This is a genomic window from Undibacterium sp. Ji50W, assembly GCF_049340445.1.
GTDB lineage: Bacteria > Pseudomonadota > Gammaproteobacteria > Burkholderiales > Burkholderiaceae_D > Undibacterium.
The window spans coordinates 837,011-862,263 of the sequence record NZ_JBMPOX010000001.1 but is presented as its reverse complement, the minus strand read 5'-3'; the positions used below and the strand labels follow the sequence as shown (position 1 = coordinate 862,263).

1 protein-coding gene (cut by a window edge) is annotated in these 25,253 nt (G+C 53.0%); it reads left to right on the top strand.

Going from position 1 to position 25,253, the window contains the following annotated elements; all coding sequences use genetic code 11:
- On the top strand, positions 1–25,253 hold the 3' portion of the coding sequence (locus ACO0K9_RS03785; RefSeq protein ID WP_422981906.1) for a tandem-95 repeat protein. 14,440 nt of this gene lie to the left of the window's left edge; only the last 25,253 of its 39,693 coding nucleotides appear in the window; the start codon falls outside the window, past its left edge; the stop codon is at positions 25,251–25,253.

Genomic DNA, 25,253 nt, shown 5'->3' with positions numbered 1-25,253 from the left:
ATGGCCATGTCTTCGTCAAGGTCGATAAAGACGGCAAGGTCTGGGAAAACGACGCCGAAAGCAATAACACCCTCAAATCTGCCACTGCGCTCGATGTCATGCCCAAACCCTATGCCGACCTGCGCGTAGAGTCCGTCACCACCTCGTCACCAGCAAGCAGCGGCCAAGCCCTGCAAGTGACCTGGTCGGTTGCCAATCGCGGTATCGGCATTACCGACACCGGCAACTGGTCAGATAGCATCTGGTTAAGCAGCAACCCGGATGGCAGTGGCACCCGGTATGACCTGGCAAGTTCCAGCCATTTGGGACAACTGGCGGTTGACGGCAGCTACACCCGCAGTTTAATGGTCAACATTCCAGATGGGATTGAAGGTAACTACTACATCAACGTCAAAACCGGTGGCCCGTTCGAGTTTACCCATACCGACAACAACACCACTGTGGTTACAGTGCCAGTGCAATTGTCAAGCTCCCCTGATCTGGCGGTCACCTCAATTGAAGTGCCACCAAATGCACAAGAAGGTGCATTGGTGAATCTGTCGTGGACAGTGAAAAATCAAGGCGCTGTACCTGCTGGCGGTAAATGGACAGATACGGTAGAACTGATACCCATCACCGGTGACGGCGCCGCAATCCGTCTGGGTAGCTACACCTATACCCAGGGTCTGGACGCAGGCATCAGCTATACCAGGAAAGAAGAAATCCGTCTGCCACTGCGTACCGAAGGTGCCTATCGCATCCGCGTCACCACCAACAGCTTGCTGGGTAACAGCAATGCCGATGCACAGATTTATGAATATGGCACCGCAAGAACCAACAACGTGACCTTGTCCGGCAGCCAGATTCAAATTGATCTGACACCACGTCCGGATTTGCATGCTGGCCAGATCACCGTGGTTGGTGACATCAAAGCAGGCAACAACGCTGGCGTCAGTTTTGCGATCACCAATACCGGCTCCGTGCCGACCTCTGGCAAATGGGTAGATGCCGTTTACCTGTCACTCAATGGCAAGCTGGATGGCAACTCGCTTCTGCTGGGCAGAATTGACAATGCACTGGCACTGGTGCCAGGTGACAGCTACAGCAGTCAACTGGCCAGTTTCGCCATACCGCTGCGTTATCGTGGTGAAGCCTACATCCTGGTGGCTGCCGATGTGGATAATCGTATAGAAGAATTCCCTAACGAAACCAATAACATCGCCGTCAAAAAAATCAATATCGAGCCAGTCCCGTTTGCGGACCTGGTGGCAAGCAATGTTGTCGCCCCGGATCAAGCCTCATTTGGTGCTGCTATTGATATCAGCTATAAAGTCACCAACAAGGGCGAAGCCGCAACCCGTGGTGACAGTAGCGGTGTCAATGGCTGGACCGACACCGTCTGGCTGACCAGAAGCAAAGGCAAGCCATCACCCAGCAAAGGCGACATCTTGCTGGGCCAGGTCAGCCATACCGGCTTATTGGGCGTGGGCGAAGATTATCTGGGCAACCTGTCCGTGCGTTTGCCTGACAATATCAGCTCTGGTCAATACAATATCACCGTGTGGACCGATACCTACAACGTCATCCCGCAAGACACATTGGCTTCCAACGTCAATCCAGATGATCCAACCGCAGTGCAAAGTGACAACTTCAAGGCCAGGGTCATTAACGTCCTGGGCGTCACCAAACCTGATCTGACGGTTGCCTCGGTCAATTTCGACCACAATATCGTCGCAGGCACTGATTTCAGCTTCAACTACTCTGTCAAGAGCGTGGCAGGATCAGTCAACGGCACATGGCGCGATAGCGTCTGGCTTAGCGATAATGCTGATCTCAGTAAAGCCAAGGTTAAGTGGCTGCTGGGTGAATACAAGCAAGAACGCGCGCTCGGCAGTGGTGAGCAATATACCGTCAGCGACACAGTGAAGCTGGGGCCTTCAGTTTCTGGCAGTTATGTGGTGGTCCAGACGGATACCGATACCTATCATCCTATTGATGAATTTGATGAAACCAATAATGCATTGGCAATTGCAGCCAACATCACCAATGCACCATCAGACTTGCAAGTGACTGCCGTCATCACCCAGCCTGACAATGATTCTGGTGAACTCACGCCTGTTACCTGGACCGTCACCAACAAAGGTGCCGCAGTCTGGAGTGGCACCAAAGGCTGGGTAGACAACATCTATGTTGGCACCGTCCCGCAGTTCGATCCCAAACACCTGACACAAATCGGTTCTGTCGTCCATAAAAACGATGGCGGTCTGGCAGCAGGGGCAAGCTATACCACCACAGGCAATTTTGCTTTACCTGCCGGTATCAGCGGGCAATACTATGTGTACGTCGTCACCGATGCCACTTACTATGTCGGCGACGGACTGGGCCCGCAAAGTTCTAATGGCGCTACCTATGAAGAACTGACCGGTGATCCAATCACCAATGCCAATGCGCGTGACAATTTGTATGGCGTCAGCGTATTTGAAGGCATCAACAATAAAAACAATATCGGTCAAAGCAGCCTCAACGTGACTTTCAAAGAGGCTGACCTGCAAGTCAGCTCCTTTACCCTGTCTGACCCTAACCCCAAAGCCGGTCAGACCGTTACAGCAAGCTGGACCGTGGTGAATGCTGGCCAGCGTGCGACCAGGGTATCGTCCTGGTACGACGGCCTGTTCCTGTCGCGCGATGACTCCATCGACGACACCGATTACCCTGTGGTCGACAACGGCAGCGATATCGAAAAATTCTTCCGCATCCGTTCCACCGCCCTGGTGGATGCATTTGGTAATCCACGCTATCTGCAACCGGGCGAGTCCTATGTCAATACCGTGTCATTTACTTTGCCAAGCTCCATCAGTGGTGATTTCCATCTGATCCTGAAGGCCGACACGGATATCTCACGCGACAGCAGTTCAACGCCGGCGCCTAGCTCCATTCGTGATGGTTTGCTGGTGGTCGATATGAGCGGGGCAGGGGGCGGCTCAGTTGCCGAATTCAATAAAGAAGGCAATAACATTGCCAGCATGGCCCTGCCAATTACGGCGGTAGCACCACCTGACCTGGTCATCACAAAAATAGACATTCCACAATCCGTGGTGGCTGGCCAGGACTTTACCGTCAAATACCATGTCGTCAACCAGGGTAGCGATACCCCAGCCGATCAACATGGCTGGAACGATCTGATCTACCTGTCCAAAGACCGCAATCTCGATATCAAGAATGATAAGTATCTGGGCTTTGTCAGCCACAGTGGTGGCCTGACAGCGTCTTCGTCTTACGACGCCAAAATCAGCTTCAAAGCACCAGGCACACTCGAAGGTAGCTACTACGTCTTCGTCGTGACCGACCCCGAAACCGGCATGGGTGCAGGTAAGGCCACCGTGTATGAAGTCAATAAAGACAACAACATCGCCGCCGCTGATCAGCCTTTGCTGATCGTGACACCACCACCGGCAGACCTGGTCGTGGCTTCAGTTACCTTGCCGACGACTGCCCAAGTGGGCCAAAGTGTAGAAATCAACTACACCGTCAATAACGTATCCGACAATCCGGCCTATGGCAGCTGGACCGATTCCATCTACCTGTCATCTGACAATCAGTGGGATCTGGGCGATATCTTGCTCGGCAAAGTCGCCCACGACGGTGATCTGGGGGCGCAACAGTCTTACACTGGCAAACTGATCGCCAGCCTGCCGCCTTTGAAAGAAGGTTCATGGCGCGTGATTGTCCGTCCGGACATCTACAACCAGGTGTATGAAGGCCAGATCAGCTATGACGCCAATGGCGTGCATTTGCCACCTGGCAAAGCCAATAACCTGCTGGCATCTGGCAACACCTTGAACGTCACCGTACCAGTTTTGCCTTTGGCAACGCCGGTCAACACCACCCTGTCCAGCGGGCAAAACCTGGTCTACAAAGTACAAGTGGCCGCAGGGGAAACCTTAAGGGTATTGCTCGATTCAGCCAGTGCCAACGGTGCCAACGAAGTGTATATCCGCTATGGCGACATCCCTAGCGGCTACAACTACGATGCCGCCTATGGTGTCGCCGTATCGCCAGACCAGCAAGCCATCATACCAAGCACCAAGGCAGGGGATTACTACGTCCTGATCCGTAGTCGCGAATCAGCAGCAGGCACGCCTGTCACTGTGCGCGCTGATCTGGTACCACTGTCCATCACCGGCATCACCCCAGACGCTGGCGGTACCGGTGACGATGGCCATCGCTGGGTCACCATGGATATCCAGGGTGCACAATTCAAGGCCGGTGCACTGGTCAAACTGTCACGCCCCGGCGTGTTTGAAATCCAGCCAGATCGCTGGCAAGTGATTGATGCCACCCACATCCGTGCGATATTCAACCTGCAAAACGTGCCGCATGGTTTGTACGACGTCCAGGTCATCAACCCTGACGGCCAAACCGTCACAGAAAGCTTCCGCTACCTGGTAGACCGCATGATAGAACCCGATGTCACCATCGGTATCGGCGGTTCACAAAACATCAATCCGGGTGACAGCGCCACCTACAGCGTGGCATTGCAAAGCCTGACCAACGTTGATACACCGTACGTCCGCTTTGATATTGGTGCCACCAATATGGGCAATAGCGACAACATCATCGATGGTCTTAAATTACCCTATGTCACCCTCGCATCGAACGTGGGTGGCCAGCCGACGGGGCAGATTTCTCCTGACATTGCCAATAACCAAAGCTATGGCACCACACCAACCGACGGCACCACCCGCAAAGACATCCCCTGGGCGTCGCTGGATGGCCAGGTCAATACCAACGGTTTCAACCTGACCCCTGGTTACGCCTTTGACGTGGCAGCCAACGGCATGGCCAGCGCTACCTTCAACGTCCAGACCTATCCCGGCCTGGCCGAATGGATGGCGCGTGACTTTACCGGCCTGCGCAACAAGTTGTACCAAATCCGCCCCGACTGGAAAGCCGCTGGCCTGCTCGATGGTGGTGTCAATGACCTCGACAAGATATCAGCAGGTCTGGCCGCCAAGTTCAAGGGGATAGACAGCATCCACTTAAATGAAAATGAAATCACCGCGCTGCCTTTCCGCTTCAACATATTTGGCGTGGCAACCCCGATTACCCGCGATGAATTCATTGCCGAACAAAGCAACTATGCCCAACAACTGCGTAGCGCCATCCTGGCGGACAAGACCGCACCGCTGAACCTGCAAATTCTGGCTGCCGATGCTTCACAATGGACGCAAGGCTGGCTGGCCGCACTGGAAGCAGGGGGCATGTTGCGCCCGGTTGACCAGGCACCACCTATCCGCCTCAATCCACAAGTGGTCAGCCTCAACACCACCCTGGCCACCGGCATCTTGCTGGGCAAGGGCGGTGACAGCTACGTCACGCAAGCCAGCGTGGTTGAATTCTTTAGCAAAGTGCAGCAATGGTATGGCGATACCGCCCGCAGTGCCGGTGACCCTAATGCCGCCAAGGCAACCGTTGCCTACAATGAAGTGCGCGAGACGCCACACCGTGACATCGTAGAAGTACCCGTACCGGTTGCACCGGATGCGGCAGACTACAATGCCAATGCGGCCCAGTCCACCCACTTCATCAACTTCAACGTCTTTGCTGGCTCGCAGTCAGAGCTGGAATACCTGCGCCATATCGGCTTGCTCGACCAAAACTTCAAGCCAGTCGGCCCACAAGCACTGAACCTGGCCCAATACCTGAGCCAGGCTGCAACCCAGGCCACCGCCGACCAGACCAGCATAGGCATACGCGGGCCACAAGTCTTGCCGAATACCCAGGGTGTCTCGTATATACCGGCCAATGTTGACCTGCCTTACACCTTCAGCTTCCAGAACCCGACTGACCATGCACTGGGCCAGGTACGCCTGGTCACCCAGCTCGACAGCAACCTCGATGCCCGCACCCTGCGTTTAAGCGACATCAAGATCGGTGACCTCAACGTCCATGTACCGGCAGACCGTGCCACCTTCCAGGGTGACTTTGACTTTACCGCCAACAAAGGCTTCATCCTGCGCGTTAGCGGCGGGGTAGATGCAGCAACCCACACCGCCACCTGGTTATTGCAGGCCATCGACCCGACCACCGGCGAAGTACTCAACGACGCCAGCCGTGGCCTGTTGTTGCCGCAACAAAACGACGGCGGCAAGAGCATCAGCGGCTTTGTCGGTTACACCGTACAGGCCAGCCCCAATGCGGTCAGCGGTGCTAAGGTTGACGCAAGCACCACAATTTGGTTTGATGGCATGCCGCCACTGGAAAGCGCCCACGTCAGCTACCTGCTCGATGCCAAAGCACCACAAACCAGCGTCACCGTGTCCACCCTGGCGGCAGACGCGACCGGCGCACCAAACTACAGCGTCATCTGGAAATCTGCTGACGATGCCAGCGGCGTCAAAGCCGTCACCATCTACGTATCCGAAGATGGTGGTGACTTCCATATCTGGAAAAAACAAGTTGCCTCCGCCGAAGGCCAGGCCGTCTTCACCGGTAAAGCAGGGCACCAGTATGAATTCCTGGCTGCCGCGACCGACAATGCCGGCAACCGCGAAGCCGCCAGCGTCAGCAATGCCGTCTTGCCAGACGACGGTGGCAGCGCCACCCTGGGCAACAACCAAAGCGTACAAAGCACGCCGGAATTGCCTGCCGCCAGCAATGACCGCACCTATGTCAGCAACGACATCTTCCAGTCCGCCACGCAAGCCTTGCCAGGCCTGGTAGCACCCGCACAAAAGGGCGACCTGCAAAGCGTCATCGCCCCCATGACACTGCGCAGCTTTGCTGATGGTTATGACGCCAGCCAGGGCGACATCGGTGCCATGGCCATGGTGCAACTGCCAGACGGCAGCATCCTCGCCAGCGCCGGCAGCCAGCGCAATCAAGTCTTCGCTTACAGCAAAGACGGTGGTCACAATGTGACGCCATTGTTCACCCTCGACACCCCTGTGCTTGACATGGCCGTCGACAAACTGGGCCAACTGTGGGTCATGACTGGCAATGAGCTTTTGCTGCTTGACGCCCATAGTGGGTCAATAATTTCTCGTCAAACCGGCCCAGGTGGGCTGGCCTTGACCCAGGCACTGGCCATCGACCCCAACAGCGATGCCATCTACGTGTCGTCTGGCAATGGCATAGAAATCTTTAATCCCAAAGCCACGAATGCAACCAATGGCAACAACGGTAAAGCCTGGACGCATTTCTCGAACACACGGGTGAATGACCTGGCCTTCGGTACCGATGGCCGCCTGTGGGGCGTGCGCTGGACCGGTGGCGACATCACCACCGCATTGCCAACCGCCACCACCGACATCATCAGCTTCCCGATGACCGGCAAAGAAATTGGCAGGGCACAGCTGGAATACCGCATGGCGGGCATCATCGACAGCATCAGCTTTGGTCAGGCAGGCTCGCCCCTGGCAGGTCTGTTGCTGGCGTCCAGCAGCCCGGCGCAACATCCGACAACAACGGATGCAGCCACACCACACACCGCAGGCGTGTGGATGATAGAACTGGCCTCGCACCGCGTCTTGCAAGTCGCCAGTGGCGGCAGCAAAGGCGAAGCCATTGTGTCCACCAAAGATGGCCGCATCCTGGTGGCGCAAACTGGTCATATCGATGAGATTTCACCGATCAAGCCACCCCACATCCTGGCCAGCACCATCCCCGATGGCGCCATGCTGCCTTTGCCGTTGAACCAGGTGGCGATCAACTTTGATCAGGCCATGTGGACAGGCGCAAGCGGTGACGACGTCAGTGACAGCGCCAGTGTATTGAACACGCAGAACTACAGCTTTGTAGCGACTGGCACCAACAGCAGCCTCACCCTGCACCCCACAGCCGCCCGCTGGAATGCGGCAACACGTTCCGTCATCCTGACCCTGCCAGATTTACCGGCAGGTGGCTGGGTACTGCAAATTGCCAATACCCTGCGCAGTGCCAACCAGGTACCGCTGGAAACCGGTTACATTAGCAACTTCACCACGCTGATGAACTTTAGCAGCAATGTCAAAATCAGCTTCAACAACACCCGCGCCAACCATGCCACAGGTGAAATCAGCTACGACATCAGCATCACCAATATCGGCCTGGACGATCTGCATGCGCCGATCACCCTGCTGATCGACCCCGGCCAGTACTTTGGTGGCGCAGTCAACAACGCCACCCTGGGCACAGGCCAGCAAGCCGGTCTCTGGAAAATCGACCTCAGCGCCGCCATGGCAGCCAATGGCAATGAAATCAAGGCAGGCCAGACACTGGCGAACCAGACCGTGACAGTCAAACCAATGGCAGGCCTGGTAAGCACCGATGCGTCTACCGGGCAGATCGTGAAGTTTGATGCGGCGCATAATGTGTATGCGTTGCCGTATGCGAATACGCCGCCGGTGTTGAGTATTGTGAGCAGTCAGCCTGCAGCAGCACCGGCAGTCATCGATCCGGTAGCACTTACCTCCTTGCTGGCGCGTATGAATTTGGCTGATCAAGCAGCGTTGGTTACGTTGATCAATCAAACTGATACCAGTGCTGTCACCGATATGTCAGGAATGCTGACAGCCCTGCATCTGCCAGCAGATTTACCAGATGCAGAACTGGGTGCGCTGTCCGCGATACTCGACAGTATCGCCGGACCAGATCAGAGTGTCGTCAGCTTTGATTCCGCCACGCCAGGTACCCCATGGACAGCCAGCATCGCAGCCGATGACGTTGACGGCACCCAGTTCTTCTGGGAAATCGTCCAAGGCCCGGCTGGCCTTACTATCACGCCAGATACCATCGTCAGCAATACAGATAGTGGACATCGTAATACCGCCACGTTGCACTGGACACCAACAGCGCGTGATCTGGCTAACACTGATATTGTCATCCGCGTACAAGATTCACGCGGTGGCGTCGCCATTCGTCACCTGACTATTCCAGTGACAGGCGGTAATTACGCACCTGTCATCAATTCCACAGGCGACATCACCCTGACTGAAGGCCAATCCCTGGCCATGCCAATCAGTATCTCAGATGCCAATGGCGATCCTTTGACCATCACCGTGCGCAACCTGCCAGCAGGTGCCAGCTATAACAGCGCCACCGGCATCCTGAGCTGGACCCCAAGCTATGATCAGGCCGGTGACTACAACAACATCAGCATTGTTGTCACAGATGGTAAGGCCACGAGCGTACAAAGCTTCAATATCCACGTTGACCAGGGCTATGCCAAACCAGTACTGAATCAGGTCGCCGAACAGCAATTGCGCGAAGGTGACAGCTTCGGTATGCAACTCAGCAGTAAATTGCCTGGCTCAAGCAGACAAGCTGGCGATATAGCCGGGGTCTATCATCAGGCCGATGGCACGGTAGTCAAGCTCAGCTATATCGCCCCATGGTTGCCAGCAGGTGTCAGCTTGAACGAAGATACCGGCTGGCTGTCCTGGACACCCGGCTTCGATCAGCATGGCAAAGTCACGATACCAGTCACTCTGGTTGCGACCTACCTCAGCGCCAGCGGAGAAGAACTCTCCAGTACAGAAGTAACACAAGACTTCAAGTTCAATGTGCTCAACACCAATGGTGCGCCGGTATTTGCCGCACCTGAAGCATGGCATATCCTCGAAGGCCAGCCTTTACAGGTAGGCGTGTTCGCCTACGATCCCGACAACGCAGACTTTGAACCCAAAGTCCGTCTGGGCGCACAAGCGCCAGCCACCGGTGGCCAGGGTACGGCAACTGTCCATTACGTGGTCACTGGCTTGCCACAAGGTGCCACATTTGATGAAGATACCCTGGAAATCAACTGGACACCTGGCTACACCCAGGCAGGCACCTACCAGATCACCGTCACGGCAACTGATGATGGTGATGGCACAGGTGTTCCCGCATCAAGCCAGATCACCATCCCCGTCACCGTAGAAGAGAACTTCAGCGCCCCAGTCTTTGGCAGCATCAGCAATGCTTCCGTAGCAGAAGGCAGTAACATTGATATTCCTATCACTGCAACTGACCCGAATGGCCAACCCGTGACCCTGACCGTCATTGGCCTGCCACGCTTTGCGACCTTCACCCAGACTGGTACCGGCAGCAATGCGACAGCCGTACTGCACTTTGCACCAGGCGCAAACAACCGGGGTGATTACACCATTACCGTCATAGCCCGTAATGATGGTAATGGCGACATGACTAAAGCCCTGGCCACCTCCAGCACCTTCGTCCTGTCCGCCACCAGCCTGACCGAACCGCCAGTCGTCAACGTCGCCCCACGCTCCGTCGCCGTCGTAGGCCAGGAACTGCGCATCCCCATCAGCGTCACCGACCCTGATCAGGATGCATTAAACTTCTCCGCCCAGGGCTTGCCAGACGGTGCACAGATCGTGCGTGATCCGCAATACGGTCAGGCCTGGCTGGTATGGACACCCACTGCAGCCCAGTTGGGTGGTCACGACATCAGCCTTGAAGTCAGCGACAGTGGCTTACCCCCTTTGAATTCTGGCGTCATCCTGCCAGAAGACTTTGTGGCAAAACCCAATACCGTCATTACTGATTTACGCATTGTTGTACGTGCTTCCAACAGCACACCAGAAGTCTTGAACGTCCAGGCCAATGGTGGACAACTGGTTTCCAGCACCACCACAGCCAGCGTCGTCAACGCCAGTGAAGGCGTGCCTTTGTCTGTCACGGTTTTGGTGCGTGATACTGACTTTGATGCCATCAACTGGGCCGTCAAAGGCATGCCAGACGGCATGACTATGCAAACATCCACCGGCAGCGATGGCCAGACCAGGGCCACCTTCAGTTGGACACCCGGCATGCTGGCAGCACAAAGCTCCTCTGCTGCTGACCCGGCAGGTGTGTATCACCTGAACCTGCGCGCCACCGATGGCGCAGCTTATGCCGATCACCAGATCGAAATTCATGTCGCCAACGTCAACCAGGCCCCATTGGTCATGCAAACGCCATTGCAACTGGTATGGGAAGGCGACACCCTCGCGTTCGCCTTACACGATGTGGACCCGGATGGTGACGCCATGTCAGCCAGCCTGCTGCGCGATCAAAACACCCCAACTGGTGTCACTTTCGATGAACAAAGCGGTTATTTTGAATGGACACCCGACGCCGATACCGTCAACAACCTCAACGCCAAAGACAAACTCTTCACCTTCCGCTTTGCAGTCACGGACGGTAAAGCCACCACCATCTCCAGCGTACAGGTACGTGTACTCGACGTTAATCGTCCTCCACAAATCCTCACCAGCAACCATGCTCTGGTCGTCGGCCAAAGCTTTAGCCTGCCGGTGATCAAAGGCGGTACTACTGATCAGTCAAGCGCAGGCCTGCGTGTTATCGACAGCGATGGTGAAGCTCAAACCCAGGCCCTGACCGTCAGCTTTGACAATCTGCCACAAGGGGCAAGCTATGATGCCGTCAATGGCAAACTCAACTGGACCCCAGGCCCAGGCCAGATTGGTGATGTCAATGTCAGCGCCCGTGTTTTTGACGGCAAGCAAACCGTGGTTGAAGTCTTTACCCTGCGCGTGGTCGCTGACCCAACTGCCAACAAACCAGCCATCCTCATCGACCTGACCCCGGCCACCCCGGTCTTGCCGGGGCAGACCGTATTGGCGACGGTACGTGCCAGTGCCTATAGCAGCATCAAAGACACCCAGACCCGTATGCGCATCATTGGCAGCGATGGCAGTGTCGGCACCTGGACCACAGTCAGCCTCGACGCCACTGGTCGTGTCAAACTCACCCCCGCCCAGGCAGGTTTGGTGGAACTGGAAGTGACTGCCAACGACGTAGATGGTTTCAGCAACACCGCCACCCAGACCATACGCGTGCGTGATCCACAAGACAGTAGCGCACCAGTACTGAACTGGGGTGGGGCGCTGGCCAGCAGCGATGCCACTACTGCACCACTAAGCATCAACAACGCCAGTCTGATCCAGGCCACGCTCAACGAGGCACAACTGATGGGCTGGAAACTGGAGATTGCCCCTGCTAATGGTGGTGACAGTGGTACTGGCAGCGCAAGCACCTGGATCACACTCAACAGCGTCACCGCAAATGCCAGCCACAGCACAGGCCAGCTTGACCTGACTACCCTGGACCCGGCCCAGTTTGCCAATGGTGTCTACCGTCTGCGCCTGACGGCATGGGATCTGGCTGGCCGTACCAGCGAAATCAACAGCCGCGTCATCATCGACAGCAGCAACAAAACCTTGAGCCAGGCCAGCAGCAACGACGCCAGCTTCCAACTGGGTAACCACAGCTTTGCCCTTAACCGCAATCTCAGCACCCAAAATGCGACCAGCAATACTCAAGGTGACCTGGGTAACTGGGCACTCAGCCTGCTTGACACCCATTTAAGCCAGGACCAACTGAGTACCGACGCATTGGGTGCCACCGCCCCATGGCAAATTGGTGCCCACGTCTGGCTGCAAGTACCATCCAGCCTGACAACGGCCAATGCAGCGACCCAGTTCCTCAGTTTTACTCTGGGTACCAGCACAGAGGCACTCAGCAATGGCACAAGTACCAATGGCGCTAGCGCCCCTGTAGTTGTGCACCCTACATTTGCAACAAACCAGGGCTGGACACTGCAAGCCACCACCATCGACACCCAAAATGGGCTTAACGCACGACCAGTTGCCCTGCAACGCCAGGGTAATCGCCTGTACGACCAAAGCACAGGCTTGCCATGGCAGGCCGAGGCGTACACCCTGACAGGGCCAGATGGCACCCGTTATCAGTTAGACGCCATGGGCAAGATCAACAGCGTCCAGTTCACCGATGGCCAGCAATGGCTGATCAGTGACAGCGGCGTGGTATTGGTCGCCAGCCAGATTGGTGCAGACAGCAATGCCCGTGTCAGCTTCTTGCGCAATGACAAAGGCCAGATCATCCAGGTCAGTGGCCCGGCAGCAAATAACAATAGTAATGTAAGCAGCTCCAGCTCAGCCACAGCCATCGCTTACCGCTATGACCAGGCAGGCCAGATCATCCTGGCACGCCAACTGGGTAGTAACGATACCGGTACCCAACTCGGCTACCATACAGACGGCAGCCTGATCCAGGACAGCATCACCGCCAACCTGGGTGCAGCCGTCAACTGGATTGCCAGTGGACCCAATGCCGCAACCACATTGACCAATAGCTGGACAGGCAACCTGGTGGCTGGACAACCCGTCACCCTAAGCTACACCGTACGCGACAGCGAACTGGCATCCACCGTCAAGGTTGCCGGTGCTGCACCGCGCCTGATGCTGGCAGTAGAAATACAGGGAACACAGGGAGCAGATGTACAACTCAATGCCAGTGGTGCAGTCGTGCTAGGCAGTAGCCAGAACGGTAACCGTCGCATCACCTTATTGTCGGTGACTGAAGCGGGCATGAAATTGCTCAGTATCACCGGCACGGGCAATGCCAATGTCCACATCAGCATTGCCGGTGACATCAATCAGGATGGCATCATTGATGGCCTGGACAGTGCCGCCTTCGAGCAGGCATTGACTACCCAAAACCAGATCGCTGATCTGGACGGCAATGGCATCGTCAATGCAGCAGATCGCCAGATTCTGTATGCCAACTACGGTCTCAACACCAATGTGGCACCACAGACCAAGGCGCAAGACTTTAGCAACGCAATAAAAACCCATACTGACCTCAATGGCAGTGTTGCACTCAGCAATATTGCAGAAGATCAGGAAAATGATCCTGTGTTCTGGCGTGTCATTGGTGCGACCCATGGTACAGCAACACTGGCGGCTGATGGCTTGACAGTCTTGTTCACACCAGAAGCAGGCTACGCAGGCCAAGCCACGGTCACCGTGCAGGCGGATGATGGCTTTGCGGTGGGACATGCGATTGAATTGGGTGTCAATGTCAGCGGTGCCAAACTCGTTGCACTACATTTGCAAGCATTACCAGATATGCAGCCAGGTCAGGTGGTGCAGTTGCATGCGACGGCGGACTTTGAGGATGAGGCTGGGGTGAATATTGATGGCAACCGGAATTACCTCAATACCAGTGTGCAAGACCTGAGTGGTCTGGGTTATGTGGGGGCGAATGCGGTCAGTCTGGATGCCAACAACAAGGGCATGCTCGTTGTACATGCGCAGGGTAGTGCGGTGATTGGGGCTAGTCATACGGATACCCAGGGGCATACCATACAAACGGCGATGGCGTTCAATACCCAGGCGGCAACTGTGCCTGTTGATCCGAATGCGAGTGATGAAGGCGACGGTTCTGAAGACAATGGCCTGACCTACGCACCAGATGTTTACCCAGCTAACTTGGCACTCGAACCCGGTGGTGTACGTCAAATCAAGATACGTAATAGCGATGGCGGTGCAGATGCTATCTATATGGCGTATCCAAGTGGCACACGCTATATCAGCAGCGATGAATCTGTTGCTACCGTCAGTGCTAATGGCGTCATCACTGCGCTTAAAAACGGTAGTGTCACCATCAGCGTGATCCACCTTAGCAGTGCTACGGATGAATCGGGTAACGTGCTGGATCAGGGTATTGCACAAAGTGACATCCATCTGACAGTGCAAACTGCGCAAGTTACTGACACTGGTGGCAGTGTAGGGCCGCGTAGCGTCAACATTTCTGCAAACCAGGGCGGGGCTGTCAGTGACGCGACTGGCGAAACTGTACTCATTGGTGCGGGTGCACTCGCTGGCGACACGGCTGTTTCCATCAGCCGCATTGACACTAATCAGCTTGAAGCTGTCACCGGCATGACCGTACCAACACCGCAAGCCATACGTGCCATGGCCGCATTCCACCTCGATATTGGCGAGACTGATGCCCAAGCACCATTGCAACTGTCTATTCCAGTACAAAATGGCCAGGCGTTTGAAGTCGGAGAAGAGGTTCTGTTCTTGCGTAAAGGCACCTTCCCGCATGAAGACGGCACTAGCGAGCCAACATGGTGGATCGTTGACAATGGCTTTATCGGTGCCGATGGCATTGCGCGTACTGCAAGTCCGCCATACAACGGCGTGGATGCCTCTGGTGAATATCTGGTGGTTGCCAAATTACCGAATGTACCTTACAAGAGCTCACTTCAATTGCTGGGAGGGGGTGCCAGCTTTGGTGGTGTGTCCATCATGTCTAGTGCAATTACTTCCAACATGATCGGCATCATTGCGGCACGGGCGACGACCGGTACCGCCATTAGCTACCATCTTGGACAGCCGCAGTTTGCCAAGTTTGATATGCCTACTGCAGACAATAATGACAGGATCGTTGTGCGGGTCTCGACACTGATCCCTCCTGTATCAACCGAAGATGGCACTATTGTTATTCCAAATATTACAAAAGCGGAATACGATTTTAGTAGTGGGCAATTGCAATTCACCATCCAAAATGACAATCCAGGGGAACTCAAAGGCAATATTGTATTGCGCGCCTGGTTCTCTGATGGCAGCTATCGCGACATCCAGAAGTTGGGTGGGGACGCCAACGGTGTTATCAACGTCAATCCGCCCACTGATCTGGCTATAGGCAGTGTTCAATGGCAATTGATCAGACAATTCCCAAATGGGACAGCAAAACCAAATGGTAAGCCTGTAGGCGGTGTTGCTAAAGAATTTAAAGGCAACACGGTAGACGTACATCCACAACCACACATGGCCGCCTTATTGACCCGTACGGGCATTACCTTCATACGTGAGAATAAAGATGCGGTCCATATTGAGCTTGTCAAAATGTTGGGCAACAACAGCCTTGACGGTAGCTATCAAACAGGCACGAAGTCACAACCACTGGCTTATTCTGGTGACTTGAGTCGTGTTTATGTGGGTGGTAAATCCGTTATTTACGTCATTGATACCATCAGTTGCAAACTCATCGAAACCATAAATATCGAAGGCGGCAAGAACATTGGTAGCCTGGTTTGTGTCGGCGATTTATTGATCTTCGGCGAAACCTCCGGCATGGGTAGAGGACCAGCAAATAACCGCCTGATGGCACTCGATGTAACACCACGCAAAGACAACAGTGCTTCCAGAAAACCGATAGTACTCAAAGATACCGGCGTAGAAAATGGAGGATATGGCGTCACCGGCATGACCGTTGGAACGGATGGACGCACCCTGGTAGTGGGTCTGCCGAATGATCGCAATGGCGTCATGATTGGAAATCCGAATAAACGCGGTGATGTCCTGATCTTCGATCTGGATACCCTGGATTTGAAGACCGGTAAAATTGCCAAGCCTGTCATCGTCGAAAAAACGATAGATAATCTAAGTGGCAAAGCCCCGCAAAATATCAGCGCAACCAAAAATCCTGATCAATACCTGGTAGCAAATGTAGCCGATTACGATAAAGGAGCGGCGACACTACAACTGACGCGTAACGAAAAGGGAGTGGTAATTAAAGCAGTGATGACACCCATCTCCATGGGACAAAAACGAGTTGTCATTGACAGACTGGATATACAACGGGCTCAAAGCGTCGTTCTGGTGACCAGAAAAGACCCGGACACCGGTCAGGACATGGAATATGCGATTGTGAGTGATGACAATTACAATTTCAATGACCCCTACTGGAAAGCCATGTTTGCCGTTCCAGATTTCATCTTTACACCAAATGGTCCACCAATCATGGTTGGTGGTAGCGTGGACGCCAAAAAAGTGGCTGTAGGAGGAAAACTGGGGATTATTCAGGATCCATTTGGTAAAAAAGGCGCACCGAAATATCTGGGGGCGACTTTACCGCTGGATGGTTACGGCATACGGAATCTGGCGATTTCGCAAGATAACAAGGTCTTGATAGGCCAGTTATATGGCAAGTATGGTACCGAGCATCAGTTGGATCCAAAACCTAATGAGGCACACACATGGAATGTGGATGCCTTGATTGCGGCAGCCTTGGCGATGTCGGATGCAGACAGGGATACCAAGCATATTAAGCTTGATGCGAATGCAGAGCAGAAAATCAATGGACAGGATGGGTCGCCAGCCGGAACTTACTTTGATCCGGAATATGTCGATGTATCCGCAAAAGGCCGCATGGGCGATGTAATCGGAGTGGATTTGCGTGAACTGGCTGCAAAAAAACTGCTATACAAAGAAGGTAAATTTGACAGTGGTGACCTTGCTGAGGACACAAAAAAAATGTCCGAAGAAAAGCAACACATGATCTATGAGCGAATGAGTTACTTGTCTAATTTCCACATCGAAGACTCGTGGTTGGATCGCGAAAAGCCAACAAACCCTGCTTCCAGTAGCGATGCAGTGAAGTTGGTGATGAAAAATGTTGGAAACGGAAAATATGTACCTGTTACAACTTTCTCCTTGAATAGCGCTGAGGAGGTGGATTTTGATATGTTCAAGCTCACAGGTATTTTATATTTCGTTCCAAATATTACTAATGACGATGAAATAAAATTGCGCAAAGGTGAGACTTTGGACGACAAGTATGGCGGATTTTTCTACAATTTTGATGATAGCTATGATGTGGAAAAGGGTACTCGGTTGGCGGATGACCAATCTAAGGGGAGTGAGGGTTGGGTTACTGTACGTGCGAAAGATTATGATCAAGGCGATGCTGTATTTGTTGGTGATAGACCTCTGGATAATCCTGGGTATAGTGCCTTTACACTTAGTGGGGAAGTAAAGAAAGATTCGAAAAATACACTTGATGTTTTCCGAGTAGAGCAACGATTAAAATATTTGGGCTATCCCATGCTTGGGGACGGTGGGACGTACGAAACCGTTAATGGAAAACACTTATCGAACATAAGAGAATTTGTTGTGGATGGCTCATTTGGTGATAAAGAGGAAAGTGCGTTGCGCGCATTTTATGGTGCGACCCACTATAAGCAATATTGGAAAGACGATACGACAAATAGTTACAGTGGATTAAATGGGTTTCAAACAACTGAATCGAATGACAATTCTAAGAAAGTTGAATCTGGTTTAGAGAAAGACGGGAATTTTGAATGGCTAAATGCATACAATTCACCTCATTTCGAAAATATTTACAATACGTTTAATATTCCCATAAATGGTGCAAATAATAATTTTTTGGATGGAACAACTGTAACCGAAGAACAATACAGTACAAGTTGGGTCCGAGATTTAATTCGCGCTTGGGTTGATTCCAAAGGTAGTCAAGGTTTAACTAATGCACCGCTTCAGGTCAATGGATTAACTGATCCCAATTACATATTTGCTCAGCACAATAGAGGAGGGCATAGCGTTGGTATGGGATTCGATCTGGGTATTGGTCAATTTGTGAGTGGTTTCAATCAAACATCTACGAGCAATAACGGCAATTCTTTGACGTTTACTGAACACGGCTGGAGCATTGCAAATGCAATTGATTTTTCAAATAAATTACCTAATGGACCTGGTTATAACCAGAGAGCCGCTTTAAAGAATTTTCTTTCTCTTTACGCGATTACGCAAAAAGATGATATTAAAGACAACGGAACTTGGGATGATCTTACGTTTGAGAATGGTGATGATGTTCGAGCGGCTTTGTTTGGTTCTGGGAATCAAGATGCGAAATCATTAATTCAAAATGTTTGGATCGGGGGGCGTGCGACAAGTAGTCAAAATCCCATGCCAAATATTAGATATGTATTGCAACAATTAGGGTTTACTGACAATCAAGGATCATACAATTCACTTCCTCACACTTTTTCAATGAAGGATCACCAAAATCATTTTCACATTGATTTTAGGCCATTGGCGCGAGTGGATATAGCAAATGGCGTACAAAATTTATTAGTTCAAGATATCAAAGATTCGTCGAAAGGTATTGTTCCAGATAATCACTTTTCGGTGTTGACACATACTGATCTAATTGAAAGTGCAATATCTGATTTAAATTTTAACGACGGAGATATTTCTATGTTTATTCTTGATATGCCACCTGCGGTACCTGAGCAAGCATCAATCATGCTCGCTAGCACCAATAAAACTAGTAAGAGTAATCGTCAAGTTGGTATTTGCCATATAGTTCCAAATGGACCGTCGCATGATAGAAAGTCTGCTGAAAATATTATTGAGCCAAAGGGAGAGGCTACTGAATATTTTAGATTGTATGAAAAGCGAATAATTAATAGTCCAAATACAACCATTATTAAGCAGTTCCCAAAACATGGAAAATTAATTGAGCTAGAGAGTGGTATTTATAGCTATCAACCTGACCCAGATTACTATGGAGCAGATAAAGCTGTTGCAACAGTTTCCTTTGGTGGAAGCTATGTTGATGTTGTATATTTCTTTAAAGCTACAGAGGGCGTTGCAAACGGTAACACAACTATTGAAGACTTATGTGGGAAAAAAGGATATCGATGGAAAATTTCCAAAGCTTCACAGATATTAAATGATCAAGAAAATATTGAAAAGCTGCAGCTAGATGCGAGTGAGTTAGCATCAAAAATTTCTGCTCCATCAATGGAATTAAGTGAATTGAGTGGCAATTCTGTAGGTCAAACTACAGGTGAAGGCTTAAATGCCCAAATCACGTTGGACACCGATGCCGCCGGTAACGGCTGGTTCGTAGACACTACTCCAGAAGACAGCAGCGAATTTCTGCCAACCGCCGACCCAACCATTTGGAAGGCTAAATCCGGTTCCGCGGCTGACGGCAAGATGGACATGCTGTCCGTATTGCTGCACGAATATGGACATGCATTGGGCATAGAGCACAGCAGCGACAACCGCGACTTCATGGCTCCAAGTCTGCAACCAGGTGAACGTCGTCTGCCAACTGCAGATGAACTCACGCTGATGAGTAAGCTGGTTGCGGCACTCAAATTGGATTCAGGTATCGGTGCTTATGCTGGCGTAGCCGATCCAGGTTTGCCACAGCCTGTGCCACGTCCATTTGACCCAAGCCTGCCTATCGGTGGTGGCATGGCATTCCTTGCCTATGGTTTATTGCGCCGCAATGATTTCGGCGGCTGGAGCCTGGACATGGGGGGCGGTCAAAACATCCTGGCTCCTGCACCACTTGGTACGGCGAGCGCCAAGCCACAGTTCGAGCGCGCCATCAACACCAGCCTGACCAACACCCAGTTCAACACTGCGACGACTGGTGATGTCACGGGCTGGCAAACCGCAGGCAACGTCACCACCACCCCACAAGGCAGCGTGACACTGGGCGAAAGCACATCCGCCAACGCCCATCTGTCTCAAGCCTTCATGCTCAAGCCTGGTGACAGATATTTGTCCTTCACCATTAGCAGCCAAGACTTGCAAAGCAATGGCTTGGTTGGTGGTGATGAAGCCGGTCCTAAAGACGCCTTTGAAGTTGCCTTGCTCAACGCCAACACCGGTGCCGCTTTAGTCGGTACCGATGGCTTAAGCCATAGCGACGCCTTGCTCAACATCCAGACCGATGGCACAGAACACCTGGCCCAGACCGTGCGCAAAGTCGTGCACCCTGATGGCAGTGCCACTTACTACATCGACCTGCAACAAGGCATGAACAATGGTGCCACCATTGCGGCCACACCTGCCTTGCTATCCTTTGACTTGCTTGGTTTTGGTGCAGGCAACAGCCATGTCAGCCTGCGTGACATCCAGCTCATTAGCAAACCGGTCGCCTTTGATGACAGCATCAGCACCAATGAAGACCAGGCCGTTGTTGTCAACCCATTGAGCAATGACTTGTTCGGCGCTCCTGCTGCTGTACCACAACTGGAAATTACGACCCAGCCAGCCCATGGCAGCCTGGTCGTCAATGCCGATGGCACCGTCAGCTACACGCCGTCAGCCCTGTACTATGGTGAAGACAGCTTCCAGTACCGCTATACTGTGGCGGGCGTCGATGTTGGGGCAGGGACTGGCTCAGGGTTATCTGACAGTGCAGCCAACACCAGCAACATCGCTACTGTTCATCTGACTATCAACCACGTCAACCATGCACCAACCGTGGTAGCAGGCAATCTGGATGCCAATGTCACAGCAGGCAAAGCCTATAGCTTTGATCCACTGCTGGCACCAGCAGCAAGTGATGTTGATCACGACAGCATCAGCGCCGTCATCGACACCCAGCCTGTCCATGGCAATCTGGTCATCAATGCCGATGGCACCTGGACTTACGCCGCCAACAGTACCTACAGCGGTGAAGACAGCCTGGTCTATCACATCAATGATGGTGCTGCCAATTCAACCAGCGTGACGGTGCACTTCCATGTAACGCCAGCCAATACCGCACCGGTGGCCAACAATGCCAGCCTGCAACTGCAAGAAGACGGCAGCATCACTATCCGTCTTGCTGACTATGGCACAGATGCACAGCACGACACCCTCAGCGTACGCATCAGTGCCCAGCCAGCCCATGGCAGCCTCACCGCCAATGCAGATGGCAGCTACACCTATGTGCCTAACCAGCTCTTCCACGGTGACGACAGCCTGCGCTTCATCCTCAACGATGGCCAGCTTGATTCACAAGAAGCCACCATCAGTCTGCACGTAGCACACGTCAACCATGCGACAGTGGTAAACAACCGCAACGTCAGCCTGGCAGAAGACACGACAGCAGTATTGAACCTGTTAAATACTGCAAGCGATGTGGATGGCGATGCATTGACAGTGAGTATCACCACGCAACCAGCACATGGCACAGTCGTGAAAAACACTGACGGTACCTGGACTTACACCCCAGCCGCTAATTACAACGGCAGCGACACGTTCAGCTATGTTGTCAACGACGGCACGGTGGATTCCAACATCGGCACTGTCAGCCTGACCGTAACAGCTGTAAACGATGCGCCAGTATTGGCAAATCAATCTCGTACATTGGCAGAAGACACGACTACTGTATTGAACCTGCTGTCTACCGCCAATGATGTTGACGGTGATGTATTGACAGTACGTATCACCACGCAGCCTGCACACGGCACAATCGTGAAGAACGCGGATGGCACCTGGACTTACACGCCAACAGCCAACTACAACGGAGGTGATAGTTTTGCCTACGTGGTCAATGACGGTACCGTTGATTCTAATATTGCCACCGTCAACCTGAACGTAACCGCAGTGAACGATGCACCAGTATTAGCAAATCAGTCTCGTACGTTGGCAGAAGACACAACTGCGGTATTGAACTTGTTGAATGCGGCAACAGATGTGGATGGCGATATGTTGACAGTGCGTATCACGACCCAGCCAGCACATGGCACGGTTGCGAAGAACGCGGACGGCACATGGACCTACGTACCAGCCGCCAATTACAACGGCAGTGACAGCTTTGCTTATGTTGTTAATGATGGCACGGTGGATTCCAATATTGCTGCTGTCAGCCTCAACATCACTGCGGTGAACGATGCCCCAATACTGGCAAGTCAATCTCGTACATTGGCAGAAGACAGCGCAGCAGTTTTGAACCTGTTGTCCACTGCGAATGACGTTGACGGTGATGCATTAACGGTACGAATCACAACGCAACCAGCTCATGGCACAGTCGTGAAGAATGCTGGCGGTACCTGGACTTACACCCCAGCCGCCAACTACAACGGTAGCGACACATTCAGCTATGTCGTCAATGATGGTACAGTGGATTCCAACATTGCCACAGTTAATCTGACCGTAACAGCCGTCAATGATGCACCGACGCTGAGCAATCAAAGTGTTAGTCTGCTGGAAGACAATGCTACCAAACTCAATTTGCTGACCGCAGCCAGCGACGTTGATGGCGATGTATTGACAGTACATGTCACGACCCAGCCGACACACGGTACGATAGCGAAGAACGCCGACGGCACATGGACTTACACACCAGCCGCCAACTACAACGGCAGCGACAGTTTTGCCTATGTCGTCAACGACGGTACTGTAGATTCCAATACCGCTACAGTCAGCATCAACGTTGTTTCCGTCAACGATGCCCCGGTCCTGACAGGCCAAAGCATCAGCCTCAACAGTGGCAGCAACAAGATACTGAACCTGTTAGCCAATGCCACAGATGTCGATACAGGCGATGTCCTAAGCGTCCGTATCACCACCCAGCCGGCCCATGGTACGGTTGTGAAGAATCCAGACAATACCTGGACCTACACCCCCGTTGCCAATTACAGTGGCACAGACAGTTTCGCTTATGTTGTCAACGACGGCACCGTTGATTCCAACGTCGCCACCGTCAGCATCAACGTTACCCCTGTCACCCAGGCAGGCATCAATGCTGATCTGGGCATAGCAGGCAAATTCAACGTCTTCACCTTCAACGACTTCACCGGTAACAACTGTGACGTCCAGGGTGCGGTTGCCGTTGGTCACAACTTCAACGTCAGCAACTACAGCGTCAATGATTTGATCATGCCTTACAACGGCCTGTCCCTCATCGTTGGTAATGACCTCACAGACCACAATGGCGGCATCAATGGCACCGCCTCTTATGGTCATGCGCAAGACACCTATGGCCAGAAGATTGATGACCAGTTCATCCATGCTGCACCACCGTTCTCGTTTGCCGATACCCAGGCCCAGCTGACCACCCTCAGCACCAAGCTGGCCAGTGCACCAGCAACTGGTACCGTGGTATTGCAATACGGCGGCCTGACCTTTACCGGTGATGGCCATTCTGCTGTCCAGATATTCACCGTCAGTGGCGCCGACTTTGCCAGCGCTGGTTACACCCATCTGGACAACATCCAGCCGGGCCAAAGCATCATCGTCAACATTGTTGGTGATTCTGGCTTTGATGGTGGTGTCACTGACGCCTTTGATGGTTATAACACCCTGTTCAATTTCAGCACCGCCCAGCAGGTGAACATCAATACCGGCGTGTATGGCAACATCCTGGCTCCGCACGCCAGCATCAATGGTGGCTCTGGCGTGGTCAATGGCAACATCATCGTCAACAACTGGAACTCTGGTGTGCAAATCAATGCCTACCACTTCTTTACCCCAGTCACTGTAGACAATGGTGGTACACCCTTACCGGTCAACCACGCCCCCGTGGTCAGCAACCAAAGCATCACCCTCGATAACGTCGGCAGCTTCATCATTGATCCTTTGGCCACAGCGACCGATGCTGACAACGACAGCCTGACCAGCAAACTCATCAGCACCGCCAGCCATGGCACCGTCACCCTCAATACCGATGGCAGCTTTACCTACAAAGCCGCCACAGGCTATGTTGGTAATGACAGCTTCAGCTACATGGTCAACGATGGCAAGGCAGATTCCAATCTGGCCACCGTCAACCTGACCGTGACTGCTGTGGCAGCACCGGCACTGACCAGCGCTAATCTGGGTCTGGCAGCGCAGTTTGGTGCCTTTGTCTTCAATGACTTTAACTCCAGCGCAGGTGAAGTTGCTGGTGCAGTGGCGGTAGGGCATAACTTTGCTGTGTCTGCCTTCAGCATAGACACAACCCAGAAAAACTATCAGGGCTTGTCCCTGGTCGTGGGCAATCAGTTGGATTTCCATGGTGGTTCCTTCCATGGTCAAGCCACCTATGGCAACACGCAAAACACCAACAACCTGCCAGATTCAGACCACATCGTGCATGCCGCGCCACCATTCAGTTTTGCAGATACCCAGACACAACTGACCGACCTGTCCACCGGCCTTGCAGCACTGCCTGCCAATGGCAGCAGCACAGTACAGTATGGTGGCATGACCTTCCAGGGGGATGGCACTAACGCAGCACAAATCTTCAACGTCAACGGCGCTGATTTGATGAACGTGTCGTATGCCAATTTCATCAACCTCACACCAGGCCAAACCATCATTGTCAATGTCAGCGGCGATGGCGGTATGCAAGGTGGCATGCCAGATGGCTTCAGAAACTACAATGCCTTGTTCAACTTCAGTACAGCACAACAACTGACGTTTAATTATGTGTCCCTCAACGCCAGCATTTTGGCACCACGGGCGACTGTGCAAGGGGGCAGTGGGGTGATCGATGGCAACGTCATTGTCAACAACTGGAACAGCAGCATCTACATCGCCAACAACCGCAGCTTCCAGGCGGCTGGCTTGCCGGTTCAGACAGCACCATCAGCACGATTCAGTGCCATGGCCAGGTCAGTGGCAGCTGCCAACCCGTATGCCACCGTCATCAGCCAGGCGACACCGGCTGACACCACAAGCAACAGCACGATAACGGCGACGAACTTGCAAGCAGTATCAAGCAGTAGTGCGATTCAGATACCGGCGGGGTTGATGTCGGGTAATGCGACCAGTACCAGCGACACCACAAGCACAGATGAAGACGGTGATCTTGCGATGGCGGCTTTGTTGGCGGGATTGGGGGCGACGCTGGATAGTGCTTTGCAGGCGCAGATGGATAAGGCTTTGGGACAGGGAAATTGA